Source organism: Leifsonia sp. NPDC014704 (genome assembly GCF_043083605.1).
Lineage (GTDB): Bacteria > Actinomycetota > Actinomycetes > Actinomycetales > Microbacteriaceae > Leifsonia.
Window position 1 is genome coordinate 479453 of the sequence record NZ_JBIBYW010000002.1, and the last position, 25250, is coordinate 504702.

General features: G+C 70.0%; 27 protein-coding genes. 22 read left to right on the top strand and 5 right to left on the bottom strand.

Going from position 1 to position 25250, the window contains the following annotated elements:
- Positions 1-819 carry a motility protein A gene (locus ACF1AJ_RS13830; RefSeq protein ID WP_391507853.1) on the bottom strand — a complete coding sequence of 273 codons (819 nt, stop codon included), beginning with the start codon at positions 817-819 and terminating at the stop codon, positions 1-3.
- Entirely contained in the window at positions 819-1145 is a 327-nt protein-coding gene (locus ACF1AJ_RS13835) for a flagellar FlbD family protein (protein ID WP_391507854.1), read from the bottom strand. The genes ACF1AJ_RS13830 and ACF1AJ_RS13835 overlap by 1 nt, the downstream gene beginning before the upstream one ends.
- 184 nt (positions 1146-1329) lie before the next feature.
- Between ACF1AJ_RS13835 and ACF1AJ_RS13840 the strand changes: the two genes are divergently transcribed.
- From ACF1AJ_RS13840 to ACF1AJ_RS13870, 7 genes are all read left to right on the top strand, one after another.
- Positions 1330-1617, top strand: a complete 288-nt coding sequence (locus tag ACF1AJ_RS13840) for a hypothetical protein (protein ID WP_391507855.1) — start codon at positions 1330-1332, stop codon at positions 1615-1617.
- Positions 1618-1678: 61 nt separating this feature from the next.
- Entirely contained in the window at positions 1679-3637 is a 1959-nt protein-coding gene (locus tag ACF1AJ_RS13845; RefSeq protein ID WP_391507856.1) for an alpha/beta hydrolase, read from the top strand.
- A gap of 80 nt (positions 3638-3717) precedes the next feature.
- The gene (locus tag ACF1AJ_RS13850) at positions 3718-4185 is read left to right on the top strand and encodes a hypothetical protein (RefSeq protein ID WP_391507857.1); all 468 of its coding nucleotides are present in this window, start codon (positions 3718-3720) and stop codon (positions 4183-4185) included.
- A gap of 152 nt (positions 4186-4337) precedes the next feature.
- Positions 4338-4808 (top strand): hypothetical protein, encoded by a 471-nt coding sequence (locus ACF1AJ_RS13855; RefSeq protein ID WP_391507858.1) that lies wholly within the window; start codon positions 4338-4340, stop codon positions 4806-4808.
- Between the two features lie 97 nt (positions 4809-4905).
- Positions 4906-5790 carry a flagellar motor switch protein FliM gene (locus ACF1AJ_RS13860; RefSeq protein WP_018188950.1) on the top strand — a complete coding sequence of 295 codons (885 nt, stop codon included), beginning with the start codon at positions 4906-4908 and terminating at the stop codon, positions 5788-5790.
- A 5-nt stretch (positions 5791-5795) separates the two neighbouring features.
- A complete protein-coding gene (gene fliN, locus ACF1AJ_RS13865) occupies positions 5796-6512 on the top strand; it encodes a flagellar motor switch protein FliN (RefSeq protein WP_391507859.1) in 717 nt (238 codons plus the stop codon).
- Between the two features lie 88 nt (positions 6513-6600).
- A complete protein-coding gene (locus ACF1AJ_RS13870; protein ID WP_391507860.1) occupies positions 6601-6990 on the top strand; it encodes a hypothetical protein in 390 nt (129 codons plus the stop codon).
- Between the two features lie 25 nt (positions 6991-7015).
- On the opposite strand, the gene ACF1AJ_RS13875 is transcribed toward ACF1AJ_RS13870, so the two are convergent.
- Positions 7016-7954: an Lrp/AsnC family transcriptional regulator gene (locus tag ACF1AJ_RS13875; RefSeq protein WP_391507861.1), complete on the bottom strand. Its 939-nt coding sequence runs from the start codon at positions 7952-7954 to the stop codon at positions 7016-7018.
- Between the two features lie 211 nt (positions 7955-8165).
- On the opposite strand from ACF1AJ_RS13875, the gene ACF1AJ_RS13880 reads away from it, so the two are divergent.
- The 5 genes from ACF1AJ_RS13880 to ACF1AJ_RS13900 are packed head-to-tail and all read left to right on the top strand — an operon-like array spanning position 8166 to position 14809.
- Positions 8166-9512 (top strand): MFS transporter, encoded by a 1347-nt coding sequence (locus tag ACF1AJ_RS13880; protein WP_309855346.1) that lies wholly within the window; start codon positions 8166-8168, stop codon positions 9510-9512.
- A gap of 2 nt (positions 9513-9514) precedes the next feature.
- Positions 9515-11188: an amidohydrolase gene (locus ACF1AJ_RS13885; RefSeq protein ID WP_391507862.1), complete on the top strand. Its 1674-nt coding sequence runs from the start codon at positions 9515-9517 to the stop codon at positions 11186-11188.
- Positions 11178-12809, top strand: coding sequence for a thiamine pyrophosphate-binding protein (locus ACF1AJ_RS13890; protein ID WP_391507863.1), 1632 nt, complete (start codon positions 11178-11180; stop codon positions 12807-12809). Before ACF1AJ_RS13885 ends, ACF1AJ_RS13890 begins: the two co-directional genes overlap by 11 nt.
- A gap of 10 nt (positions 12810-12819) precedes the next feature.
- The gene (speB, locus tag ACF1AJ_RS13895; protein WP_391507864.1) at positions 12820-13821 is read left to right on the top strand and encodes an agmatinase; all 1002 of its coding nucleotides are present in this window, start codon (positions 12820-12822) and stop codon (positions 13819-13821) included.
- Positions 13814-14809: a C-terminal binding protein gene (locus ACF1AJ_RS13900; RefSeq protein WP_391507865.1), complete on the top strand. Its 996-nt coding sequence runs from the start codon at positions 13814-13816 to the stop codon at positions 14807-14809. The genes speB and ACF1AJ_RS13900 overlap by 8 nt, the downstream gene beginning before the upstream one ends.
- Before the next feature lie 16 nt (positions 14810-14825).
- Here ACF1AJ_RS13900 and ACF1AJ_RS13905 read toward each other — a convergent pair whose 3' ends face one another.
- Positions 14826-15566, bottom strand: coding sequence for a formylglycine-generating enzyme family protein (locus tag ACF1AJ_RS13905; RefSeq protein WP_391507866.1), 741 nt, complete (start codon positions 15564-15566; stop codon positions 14826-14828).
- A gap of 124 nt (positions 15567-15690) precedes the next feature.
- On the opposite strand from ACF1AJ_RS13905, the gene fliO reads away from it, so the two are divergent.
- The 8 genes from fliO to csrA are packed head-to-tail and all read left to right on the top strand — an operon-like array spanning position 15691 to position 22145.
- Entirely contained in the window at positions 15691-16185 is a 495-nt protein-coding gene (gene fliO, locus ACF1AJ_RS13910) for a flagellar biosynthetic protein FliO (RefSeq protein WP_391507867.1), read from the top strand.
- Complete coding sequence (gene fliP, locus ACF1AJ_RS13915) at positions 16182-17030, top strand: flagellar type III secretion system pore protein FliP (RefSeq protein ID WP_391508767.1); 849 nt, start codon at positions 16182-16184, stop codon at positions 17028-17030. The genes fliO and fliP overlap by 4 nt, the downstream gene beginning before the upstream one ends.
- Positions 17027-17302 (top strand): flagellar biosynthesis protein FliQ, encoded by a 276-nt coding sequence (gene fliQ, locus ACF1AJ_RS13920; RefSeq protein ID WP_018188945.1) that lies wholly within the window; start codon positions 17027-17029, stop codon positions 17300-17302. The genes fliP and fliQ overlap by 4 nt, the downstream gene beginning before the upstream one ends.
- Positions 17302-18063 carry a flagellar biosynthetic protein FliR gene (locus ACF1AJ_RS13925; RefSeq protein ID WP_018188944.1) on the top strand — a complete coding sequence of 254 codons (762 nt, stop codon included), beginning with the start codon at positions 17302-17304 and terminating at the stop codon, positions 18061-18063. Before fliQ ends, ACF1AJ_RS13925 begins: the two co-directional genes overlap by 1 nt.
- On the top strand, positions 18060-19154 hold the full coding sequence (locus ACF1AJ_RS13930) for a flagellar biosynthesis protein FlhB (protein WP_391507868.1): 1095 nt from the start codon (positions 18060-18062) through the stop codon (positions 19152-19154). The genes ACF1AJ_RS13925 and ACF1AJ_RS13930 overlap by 4 nt, the downstream gene beginning before the upstream one ends.
- Before the next feature lie 59 nt (positions 19155-19213).
- A complete protein-coding gene (locus ACF1AJ_RS13935) occupies positions 19214-21208 on the top strand; it encodes a flagellar biosynthesis protein FlhA (protein ID WP_391508768.1) in 1995 nt (664 codons plus the stop codon).
- Positions 21186-21899: a hypothetical protein gene (locus tag ACF1AJ_RS13940; protein ID WP_391507869.1), complete on the top strand. Its 714-nt coding sequence runs from the start codon at positions 21186-21188 to the stop codon at positions 21897-21899. The genes ACF1AJ_RS13935 and ACF1AJ_RS13940 overlap by 23 nt, the downstream gene beginning before the upstream one ends.
- 9 nt (positions 21900-21908) lie before the next feature.
- Complete coding sequence (gene csrA / locus ACF1AJ_RS13945) at positions 21909-22145, top strand: carbon storage regulator CsrA (protein ID WP_018188940.1); 237 nt, start codon at positions 21909-21911, stop codon at positions 22143-22145.
- On the opposite strand, the gene ACF1AJ_RS13950 is transcribed toward csrA, so the two are convergent.
- Positions 22123-22881 (bottom strand): DUF4386 domain-containing protein, encoded by a 759-nt coding sequence (locus ACF1AJ_RS13950; protein ID WP_391507870.1) that lies wholly within the window; start codon positions 22879-22881, stop codon positions 22123-22125. The two genes, csrA and ACF1AJ_RS13950, sit on opposite strands and share 23 nt — an antisense overlap.
- A gap of 24 nt (positions 22882-22905) precedes the next feature.
- On the opposite strand from ACF1AJ_RS13950, the gene ACF1AJ_RS13955 reads away from it, so the two are divergent.
- Both ACF1AJ_RS13955 and ACF1AJ_RS13960 read left to right on the top strand, forming a co-directional pair.
- Positions 22906-23589 carry a TetR/AcrR family transcriptional regulator C-terminal domain-containing protein gene (locus ACF1AJ_RS13955; protein WP_391507871.1) on the top strand — a complete coding sequence of 228 codons (684 nt, stop codon included), beginning with the start codon at positions 22906-22908 and terminating at the stop codon, positions 23587-23589.
- Between the two features lie 84 nt (positions 23590-23673).
- Entirely contained in the window at positions 23674-25248 is a 1575-nt protein-coding gene (locus ACF1AJ_RS13960) for an MFS transporter (protein ID WP_391507872.1), read from the top strand.
- Positions 25249-25250 lie beyond the last annotated feature (2 nt).

Sequence of the window (25250 nt, forward strand, 5' to 3'; positions counted from 1 at the left end):
TCAGGCCGCTTCCTCGACGGGATCCTTCGCGCCGCGCGTGGGCTTGGCGCTCTTCGCCGTGCCCTTCTCGGCGTCGCCGTCGGGAACCATCGCGCGCAGGCGCTCGCCGAGGAGGCGCGGCTGCGAGCCGGACTGCACCGCGAGCACGCCCTCCATCAGCAGGGTCATGCGCTCCACATCCAGTTCGGAGAGCCGGCGTAGGCGCGCCCCCAGCGGGAGCCACAGGAAGTTGGCCGACAGCAGACCCCAGAGGGTCGCGACGAACGCGCTGGCGATCATCGGACCGAGCTCGCCCGGCTCGGCCAGGTTCTCGAGCACGTGAGTCAGGGAGACGACGGTGCCGATGATGCCGATCGTTGGCGCGTACCCGCCCATCGCGCTGAAGAACTTCGCGGCGACCCGGTCCTTCTTCGACCGGGTCGCGATCTCGTCCTCCAGCAGCACGCGCAGCTCGTCGCCGTCGGTGCCGTCCGCGATGTTCTGCAGCGCTCGCTTGAGGAACGGGTCGTCGACGCTGTCGGCCTCCTGCTCCATGGCGAGCAGACCGTTGGCGCGGGCCTTCTCCGCCAGGCCCACGACCTGGTCGATCACCTGCTGCGGCGGCTCGACCTTCCCGCGGAGCGCGCGGGGGAGCGCCTTGACCGCGGTGAGGAAGTCCTTGATCGTGCCGCTGGCGATCCCGACGGCGATGGTGGCCCCGAAGACCAGCACCATGGGGGCGGGCAGCAGCAGCGCGCTCAGGTGCGCGCCCTCCATCGTCACCATCGCGACGACGGCGCCGAACGCGAGGACGATGCCGATGATCGTTGCCGGGTCCATTACTTCTTCCTTGCTCGCAGGGGGACGGCGCGGGCTTCGGGGTGAGCCCTCCCCGTCTCGTCGTCTTCCAGGCCGGTCAGGGTCACGAGCCCGAGCGGCGGCGCCGGCACGGGTCGCGGGCCGGCGGCGGGCAGATCGTGGGCGAGCGCGATCACGCGCGCCCGGTACGCGGCGATCTTCTCGATCACTTCGGACAGGGACTCGGTGACGATGAACTTCGCCCCGTCGACCATGACGAGAGTGGTGTCCGGACTGGCGTGGATGCGCTCGATGAGGTCGGGGTTGACCGCAAACTGGCTGTCGTTCAATCGGGTGACGACGATCATGGGCGCGAATCCTGGTCTCGGCTCCGGGTGAGCCGTCACGAGTGCACTATCGGCCCGCGTGGGTCGGTCGTTAGGGGGACCCTCGGTGCATGCGGGATGCCGTTTAATGTGCAGCACATCGCACCGATATGTGTGTACGTATGCTAGTCTCGCCTCGCTCCGGGTACACGAGAGAGGCGGCACGGTGAAGAAGGTCCACGTCGATACCGGGCAGCTCCGACTGATCGCTCAGAGCTTGAGCGAGGTGAACGCCGAGCGGCCGAGCTCGCCGTCGGCGCCGGGCAGTCTCGGCGCCGCCCGTGTGATCGGTGCGTTCGACGAATTCGACGGGTACTGGAGTCCCGCTCTGCGCGCCGTGTCCGAGAGCGTCGTCTCATTGCGGGAGGCGCTCGCGTCTGCCGCCGACGTGTACGAGCGGCGTGATGCAGACAGCGCTCAGGCATTCACGTTGGGCGCTCCCCGTGCGTTCTAGCACGACGGATTGGTCTCCCGTCGGCCTGGATGACGACCCGACGCCGGGCGACACGGAGACGGTGGACCAGCTGGCCAAGGAGTTCGAGACCACCGCCGAATGGATGTGGTGGCGGGCCGATCGGCTCGACGACGTTCTGAAGCGGGTCGGCGAGCCGCACTGGTCCGGGTACGCGGCCGAGGCGTTCGGGCAGCGCCTGCGCACGGTGAGTCGGGCGTGCCGGGACACGTCGAAGCGCTTCATGGAGGCGCGAGAGGCGGCGCTGAAGTGGGTCATGGCGCTGTGGGGCCAGCAGAACGCCGCCGATGCAGCCCTCACCGCAGCTGCGCAGGCTCTGGAGGAGATCGAGAGGGCCGAAGCCACCCTCGGGCTGCTGAACACCGAACACGCCGACCTGCTTGCGGCCCTGGCCCAGCTCCAGAAGACCCAGCGACAGTACGCGACCACACCGCCTCCTGCCGGCACCAGCATGCCGACGACGACGGAGGTCGCGGAAGCGCGGCGCCGGGCGCAGGCCGCCGAGGATGAGCTGCGGAGCGCGCGGTCGGGGCTTCAGGACGCGCAGGAGCGGCTGGAGCAGGCGAAGCGGCAGGCGCGCACAGCTAAAGAGCAGTACGAGACCGAGGAACAGGTCCTCGTCCGTGCTCTGCAGGCGACGCTGTACGGTGCGCTGCCCGCCCTGGCGCCCTCCCAGTTGGATGACTTCGTCACCACGGTCAGCGAGTTCGCCCTGCTTCCGCCATCCACCGACGCGGACGCCGCGTTGTTGGACATGCTGACCCTGCTCAAGCCGGAGACGCTGGCGGCCCTTCTCGCCGCCGACCCGAAGCTGGCACAGGAGTTCTGGGACAACCCGCCCGCACCGGAGAAGGTGGCGGCCTGGTGGAAGAAGCTGCCGTCCGAGGCCCGCGAACGCTGGTGTCAGTTCGCCCCGGAGGTCATCGGCAACCTGCCCGGACTCGACGCCGACACGCGCATCCACGCGAACGCCATTCAGCTCGCGCGCGACCTGAAAGACCCGACGATCAGCCCGGATTCGGCGCGGGGCAGGACGCTGAAGGACATCCTGGCGGCGCTCGGGGCGGAGAAGCTGCCGGATGGTACCGCGGCCGACTACGAGGCGCTGGCGAAGGCCCAGAAGCCGGCCCGCGGGTTGCACTCTTACAACCTCCGTCATGAGCCCCCTCTGGCAGCCGTGGCCATCGGGGAGGCGAGCGCGGAGACCTCGGGAAAGGTGACCTGGATGGTCCCCGGCATGGACAGCGGACTCGGCGTGGATGGACGCCTCGAGGGCTGGGCTAACGCCGGCATCAATCTCTACAACGAGCAGGGCATCTTGGATGGCCTGCCACATATGGTGGTCGCCTGGATCGGGTACGACGCACCGGGTATGGATTCGGTGCTCCACGGTGACAAGGCCGAGTCCGGTGGCCGTCGCTTGTCGGCGGAGCTGGATGGGCAATGGGCCGCTGACAGCATCCTCGGCGGAAACCCTCATCCGTTCACCGCGGTCGTGGGCCACTCCTACGGCACCACCGTGGCCAGCAACGCGATCAGTGGTCTGAGCCACAATGTGCAGTCCGTTGTCTTCCTCGCCTCGGCCGGTGTCGAAGGTGGCTACTCCGCCGCGAGGGACCTGAAGGTGGACGGCGGCATGCAGCACGTCTACGCCAGCGAATCCTCGCAAGACGCCATCGCGGGCACCGGCCGCGCCTACTCGGGCCGGGTCGATCCCTGCGACGACCGCTTTGGTGCCCAGGTGTTCTCTTCCGAAGGCGACCCGGCCGCGCGCCTTGAACCCACAGATGGGCACGACATCTTCGGATACGGCGACGATCGCGGGGTTTTCAACCTGCACGCCACCTCGGGCCACGGATACCTCAACAAGGGCACCGAATCGCTCCGCAACACCGCGGCAGCAGCCGTTGGTACGGATGGAAGAATCAATGGCGGCACCCGGAGCATCCCGCTCAGGCAACCTCCCATCGTCCCGCACGACCAAGGTCGAGGCGGAAAATGAGGCGCATCCGCAGCATTCGAGCCACGCTCAGCCTCACCGTCGTCTTCGCACTCACCGGGTGCGTCTATTTAGGAGGACCTATGCCTCAGCCTGGCGTCAATACCCCGTACGACGGGCTTTCCACCAAGCCCAAGGCCCAGCTCCTGGACGAAGCGCTGCAACACGTAAACGATGTCGCGCAGCTTGTCGGTGGTGACTGGCTGGATGTAGGAACCCCGCCCGTCGCATTCGATCCCGCGAACGCCGAACAACGCGACGCATGGCACCGCGCCCCGTGCGACGACCGGGCCACCACCCACCAATACGACGTCAATGTGCGGCAACTGGCCGGGCCGTCCGAGTTCGATCCTGATGCCCTGAGCGAGAAGGTGCGCTCCTATTGGGAGGGTCTCGGGTACCGGGTCCGTCAGATCGGTCCTGCCGCGCAGGACAGCGGAGGGCACCGGTCGATCATCGTCGATCTGCCGCATAGCGCTTCCGTCAGCTTCTCCGCGAACACCGAGATCCTAGGGATCTCTGCGTCCAGCGAGTGCGGTAAGTGGGACTGACCCGCCTACGGCCGGTCGACGACGGTGCTCCGGCCGGTATGGATGGGTGGTTCGGAGGCAGGCATCCCTTGAGGCGCATCCGCAGCATTCGAGCCACGCTCAGCCTCACCGTCGTCTTCGCACTCACCGGGTGCGTCTATTTAGGAGGACCTATGCCTCACCCCGGCGTCAATACCCCGTTCGACGGGCTTTCTACCAAGCCCAAAGCCCAGCTCCTAGATGAAGCACTGGAACATGTCAACGAGGTCGCACAGCTCGTCGGCGGTGAGTGGCTGGATGTGGGAATCCCGCCCGTCGCATTCGATCCCGCTAACCCTGAACAACGTGCCGCGTGGGACTGGGGTCCGTGCGACAACAAGGCCACCACCGGTCAATACGACGTCAATGTGCGGCAACTGGCCGGTCCGTCGTCCGAGTTCGACCCTGATGCTCTGAGCGAGAAGGTGCGCTCCTATTGGGAGGGTCTCGGGTACCGGGTCCGTCAGATCGGTCCTGCCGCGCAGGACAGCGGGGGTCACCGGTCGATCATCGTCGACCTGCCGCATAGCGCTTCCATCAGCTTCTCCGCGAACACCGAGATCCTGGGCATCTCCGCCTCCGGTGAGTGCACTAAGTGGGACTGACCCGCGTCGAGGCGACCGCCAACCAGGTGTCCGCCTCGAACCCGTCCGTCCACCTCGTTCCCTAACAAGAGCCGCCCGCCTGCCGATAGTCCTTCCCGTGACGACTCTGCAGGCCCCGTCGCCGGACGCCCCCGAGGCGCCGGTCTACGACTTCCGGCGGCCGACGACGCTCGCGCGCGAGCATTCGCGCGTGCTGGAGCTGGCGTTTGAGACGTTCGCCCGGCAGTGGGGCACGCAGCTGACCGCGAAGGTGCGCGTGCTCAGCCAGGTGGAGTGCGACTTCGTGCAGTTGCAGACGTACGACGAGTACGCGGCGTCGCTGCCGGCGACCACGGCCATGGTGCTGTGCGAGCTGGAGCACATCGCCCCGAAGGCGGTCATCCAGTTCCCGACCACCGCCGCACTGTCGTGGGTGAACGCGATGCTCGGCGGTCAGGGCACCCCGGTCGATCACGAGCGGACGTTCACCCAGATCGAGCACGCGCTGGTGCGCCGGCTGATGGATGACGCACTGGAGGATCTGCGCTATTCGCTGGGCTCCATCCTTCTCGCGCCGATCACGGTGGACGCCATCCAGTACAACTCGCAGTTCGCGCAGGCCGCCGCGACCTCCGAGCTGATGATCGTGGCGGGTTTCGAGCTGCGTGTGGGCGAGAACGTCGCCCGTGCGACCGTCGCCCTGCCCGCCGTCGCACTGCTCCCGCAACTGGGCGAGACGAACCCAACTCACAGCACCGAGAACGCGCGCGAGCTGGTCGACGCCCAGCTGGCGCGCGTCCCCGTGGATGTGGCCCTGCGGCTGGCCCCGGCGGCCGTGCGCCCCAGCGTTGTGCTGGGGCTGGCGGTCGGCGACCTGCTGCCGCTCCCGCATCCACAGCACCGACCCTTCGATCTCACGGTCGGCGGGCAGACCGTCGCTTCGGCCGCTCTCGGCTCCAGTGGCTCGCGTCTCGCCTGCGTGATCGTCAACACAGAGGACTGATTCCGATGAGTATGACCAGCACCGCACACGCCTCCGGCCTCTCGCTCGGGCAGGCGCAGGCCGCCGCGGAGGCGCTCGCCCGCGTGCTGCCGACCGGCGCCCCGCTGACCCCGCTGCTGTCGCAGGGGTCGGATGTGCAGGACGCCGCACGTGCCGTGGTCGCCACATTCGTCGGCGCCGTCTCGGCCGATCTCGCCGTCGTGCTGCTCGAGGCGCCGCAGCTGGTCGACGAGGGTGCGGACGGCGCGCCGGTGGTGGCGCTCCAGGATGTGCTGCAGCCGGCCCTCGAGGCCGCCAGCGACACGCTCGGTGCCGGCGTCCTGGATGACGCCCGCCCGGACGACGCCTCGGAACTGTTCGCCGACCCGGCCACCTCGGTCTTCGCCCTGTCCGGCCCGTCCGGCGTCGCCGGCTGGTTCGCGGTCCGCGGGCGCGCGTCGGTCGCCGAGCGTGCGGGTAACAGCGCGCTCGGTGGCAAGCTCGCGCGGATCAGCAACGTCGAGATGGCGCTGACCGTCGAGATCGGCCGCACCCGCATGGCCGTGCGCGACGTGCTCGCGATGGAGCCGGGCGCGGTCATCGAGCTCGACCGCTCCGCCGGGTCGCCCGCCGATGTGCTGCTCAACGGCCGCCTCATCGCGCACGGCGAGATCGTGGTCGTCGACCAGGACTACGCGGTCCGTATCACGAAGATCCTCGACACGGCGGAAGACCTGGACTGACCCCCGACCGCGGGAATACATCGCACGATGGAGACACCAGGGACCTGAGCCAGATGTCGCTGCACCGGTCCCCTGGTTGGCTGGTCGTATGAGCAATATCATTCGGATCTTCGCGGCGACAGGCCTCGCTGTGGCCGCAGCACTCAGCATCACGGCGTGTGCCCCGGCCCGGAGCGCGCACAGCAGCATCACCTACGTGGCCTGGGCCGAGGGCGGGAACATCGCCACGGTCGCCCCGTACACCGTCGATGGGCTCAACGGTGCCATGGTCCTCACGGAGGATGTGAACGACACCCGCTGGCATGCCGACGCCGACGGCGGCGCCGGCCCGCAGATCACCGTCACTCCCGAGAACGCGGAGACCGTCGCCGGCTGTGAGATTCGCGAGCGCGCGACGGGGAAGGTGCTCGACAGTCAGACCGGGACGCCGGGGGAGGCAGCCCGCTGCGAAGTGGTGCCGACGAAGCCGGCCCGCTAGCACCGGCGTCACGGATGGAGCGTCGCTACGGCCGCACGATGCGGCCGAGCGTGCGGGTGTAGTCCTCCTTGATGATGTCGAGATGCGCCCAGGTCTCCAACGACCCGACACTGGGAAGCGCGCGCAGCTCCTCGATGACGGCCAGCACGCCCGCCGTCGCCGTTCCGACGATCGTCGCGATGACGTCGTAAGCACCATGCGCGGCCGCCGCCAGGTCGACCGCGGAGGTCGCGACGAGGTACCGATGCACCGGCCCGGGGTCGCCGCGCAGCGCGATCCCGACGCCGACCGCGACCCGGTTGCGGGAGAGACCGCCTGCGTCGATCGCGGCGATGCGGATGACGCCCGCATCGAGCAGCCGACGCACACGGGCGCGCGCTGACGACGGGGAGAGCCGGACCGCATCGGCGAGAGCCCGATAGCTGGCGCGACCGTCGTCCTGCAGGATCGCGATGAGGTCGTGGTCGAGCCGATCGAGGCGCACATCGCTGACGGAGGCGGCGGTGATGAACTCCTTCAGCAATGCGTCATACGTCGTGACGCGCACGCGGCGGACGCTGGGGATCGCTCGGATGGCGGCCAGTGTGGCGCTCAGCTCGTCCGCATCCCCGTGGCGCGACTCGAACACCAGGGAGGAGGCGCCGGCGACCAGGGAGACGAACACCGTGTCCGGCAGCTCGGCGATCCGCTCGGCGACCGGTCGGGCCGGCCCGTCCACCTCGACGAGCCCGTGGATGAGCACATTGAGGCCGGCGAATCCGGGGTCGAGCGCCGCGACGACGCGCAGACCGTCGCGGCCGATCAGCGTGCTGAGACGCCGGGAGACGAGGTCGCGTGAGACCCCGAGTGTGCGGGCGAGTTCGTGGATGCTTGCACGGCCGTCCGCCTGCAGCGCGCGCACCAGGCTGCTGTCGAGCGCGTCGCTGTCGCGATCGGGGGCGCTTCGGTCGTGGCGGATCGGCACATCGGGCAGAATACCCGGAATCGCTCCCCGTTCACGTCGAATCATCGGCGTAAGGGCAATGGATGTGACGATCCGCCTCGCAAATGACGACCAAAGTCAGCAGATAGACGGCGAGAGGCCTTCCGTCACGCGGAACTGCGCTTGCGCCCGCGGCCGGACGGCGTGAGACTTCACGACGAACTTGATGACAATACGAGCAAAGGAGCTGTGTGTGTCTGTCACCGAAGCACGCCCCGTCGGACACCGGCGGGCGCTGAAAGCCGGTCTCGCCTCCGTGGTCGGGACGACCATCGAATGGTACGACTTCTACGTCTACGCGACGGCCGCGGCCATCGTCTTCCCCCAGGTGTTCTTCCCCGAGGTCAACCACGCGCTCGGAACGCTCGCGTCGTTCGGCACGTACGCCGTCGCGTACTTCATGCGTCCGCTGGGCGGCATCATCTTCGGGCACATCGGCGACAAGCTCGGCCGCAAGCGCGCACTGACCCTGACGCTGTTCATCATGGGCGTTGCCACGGTCCTGGTCGGCTGCCTCCCCGGCTACGCCGCCATCGGGATCGCCGCGCCCATCCTGCTGATCCTCCTCCGCATCGCCCAGGGCCTCGCGGTCGGCGGCGAGTGGGGAGGCGCGAGCCTGATGTCGGTGGAGAGCGCGCCGCCGAAGTACAAGACCTTCTATGGCGGGTTCACTCAGCTCGGCAACCCGCTCGGAGCGCTGCTGGCCTCCGGAGCCTTCTGGATCCTCGCCGCGGCGGGCGACGACGTCCTGCTGACCTGGGGCTGGCGCGTCCCGTTCCTCTTCAGCATCGTGCTGATCGGTGTCGGCATCTGGGTGCGGTACCGGGTGGAGGAGACCCCGGTCTTCGAGGAGAAGATCGAGGGCCACACCCAGTCGACCCCGATCCTGTTCGCCCTGCGGAACAACTGGCTGCCGATGCTGCTGGGCTTCTGCATCATCGCGATGTCGTCGGGCGGCTACGTGATCGCCACCACGTTCGTGCAGAACTTCGCCACCAGTCCGGAGGTGGGGCTGCAGGCCAGCATCATCCTCGGTGCCATGACGGTCGCGTCGTTCATCGAGGCGCTGGTCACCCTGCCGCTGGCGATGCTGGGCGACAAGTGGGGCGGCAAGCGCGTCATCATCCTCGGCTCGGTGCTCTCCTTCGTCGCCGTGATCCCGCTCGTGCTGGTGATCCAGAACCACCAGGTCGCCCTGATCTACGTGTTCGTCAGCGTCATCCGCATCACCCTCAGCGGAGCGTGGGCACCGCTTTCCACGGTGATGACGCAGATGTTCCGGCCGCAGGCCCGCTACACGTCGATGTCGCTGTCGTACGGGATCGGCGCCGCCGTCTGGGGCGGCCTGTCTCCCGCGATCGCGACCGGTCTGATCGTCGCCACCGGCACCTTCTGGTCGGCGATCTGGTTCTTCGGGGCGCTCGCGCTCATCGCCGTGATCGGTACGTGGTTCGCTCCGCAGCACTCCGACTCCGCCCCGGTGACCGGGTCGTTCAACCCGCGCCTCGACACGACCGCCATCAAGACCACGAGGATCTGACCGTGCGACACCTGGCCACTTTCGACGACCGCGACTCGGCCCCGACGCTCGTGACCGCCGACCTCATCCTGACCGTCGACGACAGCGGCCCGCGCGCGGAGGCCATGCTCACCGCCGGTGGGCGGGTCGTGGCCGTCGGCTCGCGGGAGGAGGTCGAGGCGGAGGCGCGAAGGCGGGGCATCGAACCACGTCGCGCCGACTTCCCGGGTGCGACGATCGTGCCGGGTTTCGTCGACGCGCACGCGCATCCCCTCATGTACGGGCAGCTGCTCACCTGGGTGGATGTCAGCCCGGAGCAGGCGGGCTCGATCCCGGAGATCGTCGAGCGGATGCGCGAGGGCGCCCACCGGCTCCCGCCCGGCGTCCCGCTGCGCGGCTACGGCTACGAGCAGCGCAACCTCGCCGAGCGCCGGCACCCCACCAAGGAGGAGCTGGACGCGATCGCCACCGACCGCGAGGTGTACGTCATGAACGCCTCGGGTCACGGGGGAGTCGTCAACACGTTCACGCTCGACAAGTACGGCATCACCCGCGACACTCCGAACCCGGAGGGCGGAGAGTTCTTCCGCGACGCGGACGGCGAGCTCACGGGCGAGCTCTCCGATGCGGCCTGCAACGTGCTCACCGGTCTGCACGGCGTCAAGATCGGCCACCACGGCCCGAACTTCCACCTCGGGGATGAACCGGCCGAGCACCAGCGCCAGCTCGACATCGCGCAGCGCGAGTTCCTCTCCTCCGGCGTCACCGCGCTCGGAGACGCGCAGGTCTCGAAGCGCGAGCTCGCCGCCTACCTCGCGATGGCGGACCGCGGCGCGCTCTCGATGCGGGTCTCGATGTACCTCCTGTCGCATCTGCTCGACCAGGCGATCGACATCGGCCTCACCGGGCCGTTCGGCAACGCCTTCCTCTCGGTCGCGGGCATCAAGCTGTACGCCGACGGCACGCTCGGCGGCTGGACGGCGTACTTCCCGGAAGGGTACGTGGGCGACCCGTGCCGCCGCGGGCAGCTGTACCACGAGCCCGCGGAGTATGCCGGACTGGTGGCGAAGGCGCATGCCGCCGGGCTCCAGACGGCGACGCATGCGCAGTCGCCGACCGCCATCGCGATGGTCGTCGACGCCGTCGAGCAGGTGCTGAGCGAGCGTCCCGACCCCGATGCGCGTCACAGGATCGAGCACTGCGGACTTCCCGCCCCCGCCGAGATCGAGCGGATGGCGCGCCTCGGCATCCGGCCGGTGAACCAGACCCAGCACTATTACAACTGGGGCGAGGGCGTCGAGCAGGCCATCGGGACACCGGGTGAACGCTTCAATCCGCTCGGCGAATTCGTCGACGCGGGAGTGCCGGTGACGATCTCGTCCGACGCTCCCGTCGCGGAGCCGCGGCCCCTGGAGGCGATCCAGGCCGCCGTGACCCGGGTCACGCGCCGCGGTCACAAGCTCGGCCCGGACTCTCTGCGGATCAGCGCGGAGGCGGCGCTGCGGGCGCACACCCTGGAGGGCGCGATCTCCCTGGGCCGCGAGAATGAGTTCGGGTCGCTCGAACCGGGCAAGCGGGCCGACTTCGTCGTGCTCGGCGCGAATCCGCTGACGATCGAGGCTGACACGATCGCGAGCATCCCCGTGGTCGCCACCTGGGTGGACGGCACCGAGAGGCACCGCGCCGATGTCGCCTGAGACCAGGGAGGAGAGGGAGACGCGGGCCCGGCGCACGACGGGCTGGGCTGTCATCGAGACGCTGCGCGGCTATGGGGTCGACACCGTGTTCGGAATCCCGGGCACGCACAACCTGGAGTTCTACCGCCCGCTCCCCGCGCTCGGTGTGCATCCCGTGACCACGCGCCACGAGCAGGGCGCCGGATACGCGGCCGATGGATGGTCGCTTCAGACGGGCAAGCCGGGCGTGGTGATCACGACGAGCGGACCGGGCCTGCTGAACGCGCTCTCGGCCGCCGGGACGGCGTACTGCGAGTCGCGGCCGATGATCCTGCTGTCGCCCGGGCCCGCGCTCGGGCACGAGTTCGCGGACGCGGGCACGCTGCATGAGACCAAGGACCAGCTGGGTGCCGCCTCCGCCATCGTGGAGTGGGGGCGCCGGGTGCAGTCGGCGGAAGAAGCCGTCGAGGCCGTCCACGACGCGTTCGCGCTGTTCGCGACGGGGCGCCCGCGGCCGGTCTACATCGAGGTGCCGCTCGACCTCCTGGAGGAGGAGACGGAGCTGTCACCGGAGGCCGTGGCACCGCGCCGCCCCGCCGGCATCCCGGCGCCCGACAGCGCCGCGATCGCGGAGGCGGCCCGCCTGCTCGCCGCGGCGAGCGACCCCGTCATCCTCGCCGGCGGCGGGTCGCGCCGCGCGATCGCCGAACTGCGCGCGCTGGCGGAGCGGCTCGGCGCACCGGTGGTGACGACGCTGAACGCGAAGGGCGTGCTCGACGAGCACCACCCGCTCTCGCTCGGCGCGAACCTGCGGCTGGCCGCCGCCCGCAACCGGGCCAGGGATGCGGATGTACTGCTGGTCGTCGGCTCGAAGCTCGGCGAGGCGGAGCTGTGGGTCGAGAGGCTGGAAGCGCGTGGCCACGTCATCCGCATCGATGTGCTGGCGTCGCAGCTGGACAAGAATCAGTCGGCTGAGATCGGCATCGTGGCGGACGCAGCGGCGGCGCTCGCCGCGCTCGCCGAAGCCCTGGGTGCCGGTGAGCCGTCGACCGACGCCCGCGTGAACGAGACCCTCGCGGCCGTGGCCGCCGAATGCGCCGAACTGTCACCCGTCAACACCGCCATCGCCGACGCCATCGCCGCCGCTCTCCCCGCCGACGCGATCGTCACCACGGATTCGTCGCAGATCGGCTACTGGGGCCTGCTGAACCGGCTCCGGGTCGCCACCCCGAACTCCACGCCCTATATGGCCACGTACGCGACGCTCGGGTACGGCCTGCCCGCGGCCATCGGCTCACGCCTCGCCGAGCCGAACCGACCGGTGTTCGCGGTCGTCGGCGACGGCGCTCTCATGTTCTCCCTGCAGGAATTCATGACGGTGGTCGAGCAGCGGCTCGATATCACCGTGATCGTGGTCGACAACGGCGGCTACGCCGAGATCAAGCAGAACGAGGCGGATGCCGGGATCGCGCCCATCGGGGTCGACCTCGCGCAGCCCGACTGGGCCGCCCTGGCCGCCGCGTTCGGCGGGACGGGGCACCGCGTCCGATCCGCAGGCGAGCTGGCAGAGGCGGTCGCCGTCGCGGGCGATGCGGGCGGTCTGCACCTCATCCACCTGCCCCAGACGGACTTCTCCGCGTAAGGAACCACCCATGAACACCGCAAGCACCCCGCCCATCGGCCCGTCCGACGCATCGAAGACCCCGCGCTATGCCGGGCTGTCCACCTTCGCCCGCCTGCCCCGCCTGGAGGACGTCCCGGCCGTCGACCTCGCCGTGGTCGGCATCCCCTTCGACACGGGCGTCAGCTTCCGGCCCGGCGCGCGGTTCGGACCGGAGCACGTACGGGCATCCAGCCGTCTGCTTCGCCCCTACAACCCGGCGCAGGACTTCTCGGCGTGGGAGGCCGTGCAGATCGCGGACGCCGGCGACATCGCCGTCAACCCGTTCCACATCGACGAGGCGGTTCGGCAGATCGCGGATGCGGCGCGTGACCTGGGCAGCCGGGTACAGCGCATCCTCACGGTCGGGGGCGACCACACCATCGCGTATCCGCTGCTGAAGGCGATCAGCGAGAAGCACGGACCCGTCGCCGTGCTGCACTTCGACGCGCACCTCGACACCTGGGACACCTACTTCGACGAGCCGATCACACACGGCACGCCGTTCCGGCGGGCGTCCGAGGAGGGCTTCCTCGACCGTTCCGCCTCGGTCCATGTCGGCACCCGCGGCCCGCTGTACAGCAAGCAGGACCTCGAGGATGACGAGCGGCTCGGGTTCGCGATCGTGTCGAGCGAGTACATCGAGGAGAACGGCGTCCCGGCCGCGTTGGGGCGCATCCGCCGGCGGGTGGGTGATCGACCGTTGTACATCTCCATCGACATCGACGTGCTCGACCCCGCCCACGCGCCCGGCACGGGCACCCCGGAGGCCGGCGGCCTCACCAGCCGCGAACTGCTTCGTCTGCTGCGCGGGCTCACCGACCTGAATATCGTCGGGGCGGACCTCGTCGAGGTGGCGCCCGCCTACGACCACGCCCAGATCACCGGCATCGCCGCCGCCCACGTCGCCTACGAGCTGATGACGGCGATGGCTCAGGTCATCGTGCGGGAGGGCAGCGCGCATCCCCGGAGTGCGGTGGATTCGCATGACTGACGCAGCTACCCGCCGACCGGTCGCCGTCTACACCGACGTCGACGACACCGACCCGGCACCCGGCATCGCGCTTCTCGAGGCCAACGGATTCGAGGTGCGCGTTCTCGGCACCCGCGACCCCGAGGCGATCGTGGCGGGCGCTCGGGACGCCGACGCCCTGCTGCCCGGTTACGCCGCGATCACGCGCGACATGATCGAGGCCCTCCCGCAGCTGCGTGTCATCGCGCTCATGTCAATGGGATTCGACTACGTGGACGTCGATGCCGCCACCGAACACGGGGTGTGGGTGACGAACGTCCCGGGCGCCGCGACGGAGGAGGTGGCGACCCACGCGCTCGCCCTGCTGCTGGCAAGTGCGCGGCAGCTCCGGTTCTACACGGCGTCCGCGACGCCGGAGCGATGGAACGATCGTGCCGTCCCGGCGCCGCCGAGGCTCAGCGAGCTGACGCTCGGCATCGTCGGCCTGGGCCGGATCGGTCGCGAGTTCGCCCGGGTCGCCGGTCCGCTGTTCGGGCGCGTGCTCGGCTACGACCCGATGCTGCCGGACACCTCATCCACCGCCGCCGACCTCAGCGCGCTGGGGATCGAGCGCGCGTCGCTCGACGAGGTCCGCCGCCGTTCGCACACCCTCTCGCTGCACGTCCCGCTCTCCCCGGAGACCGAGCGGATGGTGGATGCCGCCTTCCTCGACGACATGCCCGCCGGCTCCCTGCTGCTGAACGTGTCGCGGGGCGGCCTCATCGACAACGCCGCCCTGGTCGCTGCGCTCGACTCCGGGCGGCTGTCCGGCGCGGCACTCGACGTGCTGGACGAGGAGCCGCCGAGCCCGCAGCATCCCCTCGTCGGGAGGGATGACGTCGTGCTGACACCGCACATCGCCTACTTCTCGCGGCGCACCGAGATCGAGTACGTCCGCATCCAGGCGCAGAACGCCGTGACCGCGCTCGCGACGGGAACGCCCGACTCGCCCGTGAACCGTCTGAGCTGACGCGAGCCGGTCGCCGTCACCGCAGCGGCGTCCACCCCGGCGGCAGCGCTCCGCCGAGCCCGGCGCGCTCGGCATCCGCCGCCGCCGACCAGCCCTGCGCGGCACCCTCGGCGTCGAACCCGCCACGGGCCAGGCGGAAGCCGACGTCCTCGTGCTGCGTGCGCGGCGGGCCGCCGCGCCGGACGGACGCCCGCACGTTCCACGCGTCGTCGGCGAACCCGCCGCCGCGGAAGACCCGGTAGTCGCGGTACCGGCCCGGGTCCAAGAAGTCCCAACACCACTCCCATGCATTGCCGAGGGTGTCGAAGAGCCCGCTGAGGTTGGGCAGCCGAAGCCCGACGTCCGCCGGAGCGGTCAGGCCGTCGGCGCTCGTCCAGGCGATCTCCGCCAGGGGCCCGTAATGCGGAGCTGTCGAGCCGGCACGGCACGCGTACTCCCACTCGGCCTCGGTGGGCAGGCGGTAGCCGTCCGCATCCACGTGCCAGGTCACGTCCTCGCCGTCGAAGGTGTAGGCGGGGTCGAACCCCTCCCACTCCGAGGCCGCGTTGCAGATCCGCACGGCGCGCAGCCAGCTGATCCCGGTCGCCGGACGGCGGGGATGCGGGGCCGGCTCGCCGATCAGCTCGGCGACCTGCTGCTCGGTCACGGCGAACACGCCCAGCTCGAACGGTTCCAGTTCCACCGTCCAGCGCCGCTTGCGCCGGGCGTCGTGCAGCTGCACGGTCCCACCCGCGACGGTCGCCATCTCGAAGTCCACCACTCCACCCTCCCGGGCCGCCGAAGTGCACGCAAGTGCGTGACGTACCGGCGTGTCGGGCGCAACGACGTGCACCTCATGGATGCGGCTAACGGCACGGACCAGGCGACCGATAGTGCGCAGCGTGGAGACCCTGTTCGTTGCATTGCGCGTCGCGGTGGTGCTCGGCGTCATCGTCGCGCTGCTGTGGTTCGTGCAGCGTCGGGTGACGAAGGGGCGCACCTCGGCACGCGGCCGTCGCGGCAACGCGGTGACCGTCGTCGGACGTCAGGGCATCGGCCAGAAGGCGTCGGTCGTCGTCGTGGATGTCGACGGCAGCCGGTTCGTGCTGGGCGTCACCGAGCGCCAGGTCAGCGTCCTCCACTCCGGTGACCGCCCGCAGGACGCGGACGTCACCCCGCTCAAGCCCGTGCGCGAGGTGGAGGCCAGGACCGGCACCACCGACGCGACGGCGAGCACGGGCACCACAGGAACCACCAGCAGCACGACCACCAGGCAGGATGCCGACTTCCTCACGGCGCAGGGACGCGCCTCGCTCTTCGACGAGGCACTCAAAGGCTCGATCCTGTCCCCGGCAACGTGGCGACAGGCGAGTTCGGCGGTGCGCCCCAAGAAGTGACGGCGCCGGAGGTGACGGCGCGCGCCGGGCGGCTGCCCCGCCTCGCGGTCGCCGGCGTCCTGGTGGCGCTGATCGTCGCGGCCATCGTCCTCCTCGGCGCCACGGCAGCGCACGCCGTGCCCACGCCCGTCCCGACCCCGTCCGGGCCGGCCGGCCCCGCGGGCGGCTCCGGCGGCATCACCCTCGACATCAACGGCCCGAACGGCACGCCGAGCGCCGCGATCCTGACTCTGCTCGGCATCACCGTGCTGTCGGTGGCACCCGCGCTGCTGCTGATGATGTCGTCGTTCACGAAGATCTTCGTCGTGCTCGCGATCACCCGGAACGCGCTCGCGCTCCCGTCCATCCCGCCGAACCAGGTGCTCGCCGGACTGTCCCTGTTCCTCAGCCTGTTCATCATGAGCCCGGTTCTCGTCGACATCAACAACACCGCCGTGCAGCCGTATCTCGCCGGGCACATCGACTTCACGGCGGCCGCCCACGCGGCGGAGGCTCCGCTGCGGGGGTTCATGGCGGCGCACACCCGCGAGGAGGACATCGCGCTGATGACCCGCGCCGCGGGCCGCCCCAACCCGGACAGCGTGAGTGCGGTGCCACTGCTGACGCTCATCCCGGCGTTCATGATCTCCGAGCTGCGGGCCGCGTTCATCATCGGCTTCGTCATCTTCGTGCCGTTCCTGGTGATCGACATGGTGGTCTCGGCGGCGCTCATGTCGATGGGCATGATGATGCTCCCGCCGGTCATGATCTCGCTGCCGTTCAAGATCCTGCTATTCGTGCTGGTCGATGGCTGGGGACTCATCATCACGAGCCTGATCACGAGCTACGGGGGTGGGGGCGGATGAACCCGAACGCCGTCCTCGACATCGCCATGCAGGGCCTCATGGTGACCGCGAAGCTGGCCGCCCCGATCGTGGTCACCGCGCTGGTCGTCGGCTTCGCGATCTCGCTGGTGCAGTCGATCACGCAGATCCAGGAGGTCACCCTCTCGTTCGTGCCGAAGGCGGCCGCCGTGGCCATCGCGTTGATCATCTGCGGCCAGTGGATGATCGCTGAGCTCGTCTCCTTCACTCACGTACTGTTCGACAAGATCCCGCAGCTGCTGGGTGGTGGCTGATGTCCATCCCCATCGACCTGGCCGCGATCGAGGCGATCGCGCTGGCCTCCCTCCGCATGGTCGCCTTCCTGGTGATCGCGCCGCCGTTCTCATACAACGGCTTCCCCGCGCAGGTGAAAGGGATGCTCGCAATCGGGCTCGCGGTCGCCGTCGCGCCGCGCGTCGGCGCCGGGTACCGATCGGCCGACACCGGCGCCTTCCTGCTCGACATGGTGCGCGAGCTCGCCGTGGGGGCGACGCTCGGTTTCCTGGTCTTCGTGGTGTTCGCGGCGATCCAGTCGGCGGGCAGTCTGATCGACCTGTTCGGCGGCTTCCAGCTGGCGCAGGCGTTCGATCCGCAGTCGATGATCAACGGCGCGCAGTTCACGCGGATGTTCCAGCTCACCGCCCTCGCGCTGCTGTTCGCGTCGGGCGGCTACCAGCTGATCATCGGCGGGCTCATCCGCACGTTCGACGCCGTCCCGCTCGCCGCGGGCCTCAGCATGGCCGACCCGGCGAAGCAGATGGTCGACGGGCTGACTCAGATGTTCCTCGCGGCCCTGCAGATCGCCGGGCCGCTGATCGTCGTGTTGTTCCTCGCCGACGTGGGCCTGGGCCTCCTCACCCGGGTCGCCCCCGCGTTGAACGCCTTCTCGCTCGGCTTCCCGCTGAAGATCATGCTCACCGTCGTGCTCGCGGCCATCGTCTTCGTCGCGCTCCCGGGCGTCGTCTCCGGCCTCACCGACACTGCCGTCAAAACCATGCTGGGGGTGGGGCGATGAGCGACGCGCAGGAACGCACCGAGCAGGCGACCGAGAAGCGGATGAAGGAGGCGCGCTCCAAGGGCCGCCTCTCGAAGTCGACCGACCTGACCGCCTGGGTCGGTGTCGGCGCCGCCGCCGTCATGCTGCCGTTCACGCTTCAGACGGGCAGCACGGCCGCGATCGAGCAACTGTTCTCGGTCCGCTCGGTGATCGAGAGCCCGGACCCGGCGAAGGCGGTCGCCGCCCTCGGCGACGGTCTCGGCAGCATCATGGCGACGATCGGGCCGCTGCTGGCGGTGGGCGCGCTCGCCGTGGTGGGCGCCGCGGCCGTGCAGGGCGGCATCCACTTCAAGAAGCTCGAGGGCAAGTACGAGCAGTTCAACCTGGTGCAGGGCATCGGCCGGGTGTTCGGGATGCGCGCCCTCTGGGAGGGCGCCAAGACCTTGCTGAAGTCGGCCGTTGTCGCGATCGGGCTGTTCCTGGTCGTCCAGGGGCTGATGCCGGTGCTACTCACCTCCGGTTCGATGCCGCTGGCCTCCCTGCTCTCGGCCGCCTCCGGCGGCACGGCCGGGCTGCTGCAGGCGGCGGTCGGCGCGGGTCTCGTGCTCGCAGGACTCGACGTGCTCGTGGTCATGCGCCGCAACCGCAAGCACACGCGCATGAGCAAGCAGGAGGTGCGCGACGAGAACAAGAACACCGAGGGCGACCCGTTGGTGCGTTCGCACCGGCGCTCCCGGCAGCTGGCGATGAGCCGCAACCGCATGATTGCGGCGATCGGCGGGTCGGATGTGGTGCTCGTCAACCCGACGCACATCGCCGTGGCGGTGAAGTACGAACCGGGCAAGTCGGCCCCGCGGGTCGTCGCGAAGGGTGCGGGCGCCATCGCCTTGCGCATCCGCGAGAAGGCGGAGGAGGAGCGCGTGCCGATCGTCAAGGACATCCCGCTCGCCCGGGCGCTGCACGCCGGGTGCGAGATCGGGGACGAGATCCCGGTCGAGCTCTACAACGCGGTCGCGCGGGTGCTCGCCTTCGTCATGTCGCTCAAGCAGCGCGGGTCTGCCGCGGGGCTCCACACGATGCGACCGCAGCTCCAGGGAGGGATGTCGTGAAGCCGAACAAGGGTCTCGCCGCCAAGGTCGCCGTGCCGATCGGGGTCGTCGGCATCATCATGCTGCTCGTCGTCCCGGTGCCGTCGTGGATCCTCGACATGCTCATCATCGTCAACATCATGCTGGCGCTGGTCATCCTGCTCACGACGATGTTCGTCAAGAAGCCGCTCGACTTCTCCGTCTTCCCGTCGCTGCTGCTCGTCGCGACCCTGTTCCGGCTCGGGCTCAACGTCGCCTCCACGCGCCTGGTGCTGGGCGACGGCTTCGCAGGCCAGGTCATCCAGGCGTTCGGGCATGTCGCGGTCGGCGGCTCGATCATCATCGGCGCCGTCGTCTTCCTCATCCTGGTGGTCATCCAGTTCATCGTCGTCACCAAGGGCGCAGAGCGCGTGGCGGAGGTGGGCGCGCGCTTCACCCTCGACGCCATGCCGGGCAAGCAGATGGCGATCGACGCCGACCTCAATGCCGGCCTGATCACCGAGGAGCAGGCGCGTGCGCGGCGCGCGGAGGTCTCGGCCGAGGCGGACTTCTACGGCGCGATGGACGGCGCCTCCAAGTTCGTCAAGGGCGACGCGATCGCGGGCATCCTTATCATCGTCATCAACGTCGTCGGCGGCATCGCGATCGGCATGATCCAGCGCGGCATGGAGCTCGGCGACGCGGTCAACTCCTACACGCTGCTGACCATCGGCGACGGTCTCGTGTCGCAGATCCCCGCGCTGCTCATGGCCGTGTCGACGGGCATGATCGTGACCCGGTCGAACGCCGAGTCCGAGATGGGCACGACGGCGAGCAACCAGCTCAGTCAGTCGCGCAACGCCCTGATGATCGCGGGATGCGCTGCGATCGTCATGGCGCTCATCCCCGGGATGCCGCCCATCCCGTTCGTGCTCGTGGGCGCGTTCCTCATCCTCGCGTCGCAGCGCATCAAGACCGCGCAGGCGGCGGCGAAGAAGGCGCAGGCCGCCCAGAACGCCGTCGCCACGGCGACCAAGTCGGAGACCACGGAAGACCTCATCGAGCAGATGCGGGTGCACGCCCTAGAGATCACGCTCGCCCCCGATCTCGTCGACATCGTCAGCGGCGCCTCCGACGACCTGCTGGCGCGGGTGCGGGCCCTGCGGCGCAAAATCGCGCTCGAACTCGGGGTGATCGTCCCGCCGGTCCGCACCCGCGACAGCGCGGAGCTGCCGCCGTCGACCTACGTGATCAAGATCGCGGGGGTGGAAGCCGGCCGCGGACAGGCACCCTCCGGCCGGGTGCTCGCCCTCGGCGACGCCCTCGACAACCTGCCGGGCACGCCGACCGTCGAGCCGGTGTTCGGGCTCCCGGCGAAGTGGATCCCGTCCGAGATGCGGCACAGCGCCGAGCTGGGAGGCGCCACGGTCATCGACCGCGTCTCCGTGCTCATCACGCACCTGTCGTCGATCATCACGGCGAACGCCGCACGCCTCCTCACCCGGGAGGATGTGCGCCTCCTCACCGAGGGCGTCAAGCAGGTGAACCCGCCCGCAGTGGAGGAGCTCATCCCTGCTCTCCTCTCACTGGCGGAAGTGCAGCGCGTGCTGCAGGGACTGCTTGCCGAACAGGTGCCGATCAACGACCTGCCGCGCATCCTGGAGGCGCTGACTCTGCGGGCGAAGGTGTCGAACGACCCGGAGGGACTGGTGGAGGCCGCCCGCGCCGCCCTCGGACCGGCCGTCGTCGCACCCCACCTCGACGAGGGGACGCTGCGGGTCATCATGATCGACCCCGGGCTCGAGCAGTCGATGCTCGAGGGCCTGCGTCCGTCGGAGGGCGGCACCCAGATCGTGCTCGACCCGGTGCGGCTGGAGGCGGTGCTCGCCTCCGTGCGCGACACCGCGGCGCGCCTCGACGACTCGGGCGTTTCGGCGGTCCTGGTCTGCGCCCCCGCGCTGCGCCCGGCGATCCGGCGGCTGGTCGCGGGCCAGATCGCGGGACTCGCCGTGCTCTCCTACCAGGAGGTGACCGCCGTCCAGGCGGCGATCGAGACGGTGGGGGTGGTCCGCGGTGCGGAGTCGATCGCGGCCTGAGTGGGTCGGCGGCGACGAGGAGGTCCTCCCGGCCGTCTCGACGTCGTCGCTCGCGTTCCAGGCGGTCCTCGACGACCTCGTCCGGGCCGTCGACGCGCCCGACCTCGCCCCGCCCATCCCCGCCCCGCCCACCCCGCTCACCCCTGAGCCGAAGGGCACGTCGTGGCGAGAAAACGGCTCGAATAGCAGCCACGACGTGCACTTCGACGGCGTGGACGGCGTGGACGGCGTGGAGGCCGGCGGTCGGCCCCCGGCCCGACTGCGCGGGCGTGGCGACCTCACCCTCGTGGTGGGGCTCGGTGCGGACGCGGAGGCCGCCGCCCGCGTGCTCGCCGCCTCCGCCGACGCGGGCGCCGAGGTGCAGCACGTCGCCGACCGCCGCGACGCCCTCGCGGCCCGCGCGGACGGCGTGCGCCGCGACATCCCCGTGGTGGCCGCGTTCCCTCTCGCAGGGCCCGCCGCCGTGCCGGCACTCGCCGCCGACCTGGCCGGCATCGCCCCGGACCAGGTCTGGGTCGCCGTCGACGTCTCGCGCACGTTCGGCGACACGAGCACCTGGGTCCGGGCGGTGGATGCGGTGCTCGCCGTCGACGCGGTGGCCGCGACCGGCGCATCCTTCACCTCGACGCCGGACGACGTGCACCGGCTCGGCCTGCCGGTGCTCTGGCTGGACGCGCCGCCCGGCGGATAGGCTGGACCGATGCTGGTATTGACGCGCAAGGCGGGGGAGCGGGTGCTCATCGGCGACGACATCGTCGTGACGATCCTCGAAGCGCGTGGTGACGGCGTGCGGATCGGCATCGACGCCCCGCGGGGCATCCGCATCCAGCGCGACGAGGTCGTCAAGGCCGTGACCGAGGCCAACCAGGAGGCGACAGAGCGCGCCGCCGGCACCGACGACGCCGAGGCGCTGATCAAGAAGTCGCTGGGACTTTGACCGCCGACCCCGGCACAGTCTGCGCTGCCCGCCGGTGGAACCCGTGGACGGTCAGGTAGATGCCGAGGAACAGCTCCCACACGATCTCGGGCAGCGTGAGCACCGCCGACCACGGCGACACCTGATCCCAGACCCCGAACAGCACGGCGACGCCGGACACTGACACCAGCGGCCCGCCGATCATGCCGACCCACGCCCAGCCGCGCGGCACGAGTCCGGCCCGGTGCAGCATCCAGCCCAGCATCAGGCCGTTGCCGATGCCCACGACGAAGCCGGGTCCGAGCAGGAACGTCCAGCCGTGCAGCGCGACGAGCGCGCTCGCGACGGCGACGGTCGACCCTGCCGCGCCTCCATCGGCCTCCCGCAGCGTCACGACGGAGAGCAGGCTGAGGATCCCGACCGCGATCAACGTGGACTCCATCACCCGCGCGACGACGTAGCCGAGCGCCAGCGACGGGCTGGTGCGGCGCAGCACCGGGTAGAGCACGAGAGCCGTCCCGATGTTGGCGATGACCAGGGCGATCTCGAGGAGAGCGCCCACGAGCACCGGCGTCGCCGATCCGGCGCCGAGCACGAATCGCGGGTCGCTGAGCACCGGCCCGTACAGCAGGGCGCCGGGGATGGAGGTGGCGAAGGTAAGCAGGAAGAGCACGCCCGCGAGGAGCGAGCGGCGGCGGTCCGGGTCCATGATGTCCTCTCGAAAGACGAGGTGTACGGCGTACACCTGTGTCGCCATCAGGGTAGGCGTACGCTGTACACCATGTCAAGAGACGCCGTCACGACCCGGCCGACGCTGAGCACCGCCCGGGTGATCGACGCCGCCGTCGAGCTGGCGGATCGTGAGGGCCTCGACGGCCTGAGCATGCGGGAACTGGCGCACCGTCTCGGCGTCGTTCCGATGGCGCTGTACAAGCACGTCGCCAACAAGGACGACCTGCTCGACGGCATGGTCGACACCGTCTGGGCGGAGGTCGACGCGCCCTCGCCGGAGCTCGGCTGGCGCGAGGCCATGCGGCGCCGCTCGATCTCGCTGCGCGGTGCGCTGATGCGGCACCGTTGGGCCGTCGGACTCCTGGAGGCCCGGATGCGTCCGGGCCCGACGAACCTCAGCCAGCACAACGCGATGATGGGCTGCCTGCGCACGGCGGGCTTCACCTTCCGCACGACGGTGCACGTCACGTCCGCCCTCGACGCCTACGTGTACGGCTTCGCCCTGCAGGAGAAGACGCTCCCGTTCGGCACGCCGGAGGAGTCGGGAGAGGCGGCCGCCGCCAAGCTCGAGGCCACCCCTCCGGAGCTGGCGCAGCAGTTCCCGCACCTGCTCGAGGTGGTCGCCGAGCTCGCCAGGGCTGGGTACGACTACGACGAGGAGTTCCTGACCGGCCTCGACCTTCTCCTCGACGGCGTGGAGCGCCTGCGCCCGGAGTGGATCACGACCGACTGACGCGCACGCGTCCACCGATCGGCGGACACGGATGACGTCCGCCCGCCGGTGCCGCCCGCGCGACCGCTCAGCGAGGCTGAGGGCATGAAGTCGTCAACCCTGGCCCTCACCGGTCTCATTTTCGCCGTCTCGATGACGACGATCGACCAGACGATCGTCGCCCTCTCGGCTCCCAGCATCCAGCAGAACCTGGGGCTCAGCCACGACGGGATGCAGTGGGCCGTCAACGTCTACCTTCTGACCACCGCGGCCTTCTTCCTGCTGGGCGGCCGCGTCGCCGACGTCGTCGGCCACAAGCGGATGGCTCTCGTCGGCATCGCGGGGTTCGGCATCACGTCCCTTCTCTGCGGCCTGGCGCCCACGGGCGACCTGGCGGAGCCGTGGCTGGTGGCGGCGCGCGCCTTGCAGGGCGTCGCCGGGGCGATCATGTTCCCGGCGGCCATCGGCATCGTCGTCGAGGGCTTCGCCCGTGAGAGCCGCGGCCGGGCGATGGCGATCTTCTTCGCCATCACCGGCGCCATGACCGCCCTCGGGCCGATCGCCGGCGGCTACCTCACCATCTGGACCTGGCGGGCGATCTTCTGGGTCAACGTCCCGATCGCTCTCGCGGCCTTCGTCATCGTCGCCATCGCGGCGCGGCCGTCCGTCCCGCGCCGCGAGCGCATCGACTGGCTCGGCGCCGCGATCGTCGCCGGCGGCATGGGCCTGATCGTGTTCGGACTGCAGCAGGCGAGCCCGTGGGGATGGGGCAGCCCGGCCGTCATCGCCTCCCTCGTCCTCGGCGCCGCGCTGCTGGTGGTCTTCGTCCTCGTGCAGCGGCGGATCGCGCAGCCGCTGGTCCGCATCGCCGCCTTCCGCGACCGCGGGTTCACGCTGTCGACCGTGGCGACTCTGTTCGCCTCCATCGCGTTCATCAGCACCTTCTTCTTCCTCAGCGTCTACGGCCAGGTGTCGCTGCAGCTCTCGGCCGCCGAGACGGGGCTGCTGTTCCTCAAGTTCTTCATCGGATTCGTCGTCGCGAGCCGGATCGGCTCGGTGCGCTTCGACAAGAGCGGAGCGCGGCTGGTGGTGCTGCTCGGCGGAGTGATCGGGGCGTTCGGCTTCGGCTGGCTGGCGGCCAGCGTGACCGATCTGAGCATCCATGCCGACGCGTTCTTCAACCCGCAGACCTGGCCCATCGTGGTGGCCGGCGCCGGTATCGGGCTCATGTTCAGCCCGGTCTCGACGGACGCCGTGAACCGCGCGATCGGCGCGAGCTACGGCGAGGTGAGCGCCATCACGCAGACCATGAAGAACTTCGGCGGCGCGCTCGGCCTCGCCGTGTTCACCACGGTGGTCACCTCGCGACTGACCGACCTGCTGACCGACTCGTTCGCGAAGTTCAGCGGATCGGCAGCGGACGCCCAGACCGCGGTGGAGCGGATCAGCGGCGCCACGGACTCCGGTGACGGGATGTCGAACCTGCCTCAGGCCATCCAGGAGCAGATCATGCACGCGGTGCGGGCCGACTACGCCTCCGCCGTGCAGTGGGCGTTCTGGGGCATGGCCGCGGCGATGGCGATCGTCGCCGTGGTGGGCCTCTTCTACCCAGCGGGCCGCACGTCCCTCCCGGAGTCGGACGCCCCGTCCGAGCCGGCCCAGCGAGCGGCTACAGTCTGATC

What these genes read in the sequence shown, in the direction of transcription:
- speB (WP_391507864.1), top strand. Translation starts at nt 12,820, where the DNA reads ATGAACACCGCAAGCACCCCGCCCATCGGCCCGTCCGACGCATCGAAG.
- ACF1AJ_RS13950 (WP_391507870.1), bottom strand. Translation starts at nt 22,881, where the DNA reads ATGGCGACACAGGTGTACGCCGTACACCTCGTCTTTCGAGAGGACATC.
- ACF1AJ_RS13870 (WP_391507860.1), top strand. Translation starts at nt 6,601, where the DNA reads ATGAGCAATATCATTCGGATCTTCGCGGCGACAGGCCTCGCTGTGGCC.
- ACF1AJ_RS13955 (WP_391507871.1), top strand. Translation starts at nt 22,906, where the DNA reads ATGTCAAGAGACGCCGTCACGACCCGGCCGACGCTGAGCACCGCCCGG.
- ACF1AJ_RS13935 (WP_391508768.1), top strand. Translation starts at nt 19,214, where the DNA reads ATGCTGCTCGTCGTCCCGGTGCCGTCGTGGATCCTCGACATGCTCATC.
- ACF1AJ_RS13930 (WP_391507868.1), top strand. Translation starts at nt 18,060, where the DNA reads ATGAGCGACGCGCAGGAACGCACCGAGCAGGCGACCGAGAAGCGGATG.
- fliQ (WP_018188945.1), top strand. Translation starts at nt 17,027, where the DNA reads ATGAACCCGAACGCCGTCCTCGACATCGCCATGCAGGGCCTCATGGTG.
- ACF1AJ_RS13830 (WP_391507853.1), bottom strand. Translation starts at nt 819, where the DNA reads ATGGACCCGGCAACGATCATCGGCATCGTCCTCGCGTTCGGCGCCGTC.
- ACF1AJ_RS13890 (WP_391507863.1), top strand. Translation starts at nt 11,178, where the DNA reads ATGTCGCCTGAGACCAGGGAGGAGAGGGAGACGCGGGCCCGGCGCACG.
- ACF1AJ_RS13925 (WP_018188944.1), top strand. Translation starts at nt 17,302, where the DNA reads ATGTCCATCCCCATCGACCTGGCCGCGATCGAGGCGATCGCGCTGGCC.
- ACF1AJ_RS13960 (WP_391507872.1), top strand. Translation starts at nt 23,674, where the DNA reads ATGAAGTCGTCAACCCTGGCCCTCACCGGTCTCATTTTCGCCGTCTCG.
- csrA (WP_018188940.1), top strand. Translation starts at nt 21,909, where the DNA reads ATGCTGGTATTGACGCGCAAGGCGGGGGAGCGGGTGCTCATCGGCGAC.
- ACF1AJ_RS13850 (WP_391507857.1), top strand. Translation starts at nt 3,718, where the DNA reads ATGCCTCAGCCTGGCGTCAATACCCCGTACGACGGGCTTTCCACCAAG.
- fliN (WP_391507859.1), top strand. Translation starts at nt 5,796, where the DNA reads ATGAGTATGACCAGCACCGCACACGCCTCCGGCCTCTCGCTCGGGCAG.
- ACF1AJ_RS13900 (WP_391507865.1), top strand. Translation starts at nt 13,814, where the DNA reads ATGACTGACGCAGCTACCCGCCGACCGGTCGCCGTCTACACCGACGTC.
- ACF1AJ_RS13855 (WP_391507858.1), top strand. Translation starts at nt 4,338, where the DNA reads ATGCCTCACCCCGGCGTCAATACCCCGTTCGACGGGCTTTCTACCAAG.
- ACF1AJ_RS13835 (WP_391507854.1), bottom strand. Translation starts at nt 1,145, where the DNA reads ATGATCGTCGTCACCCGATTGAACGACAGCCAGTTTGCGGTCAACCCC.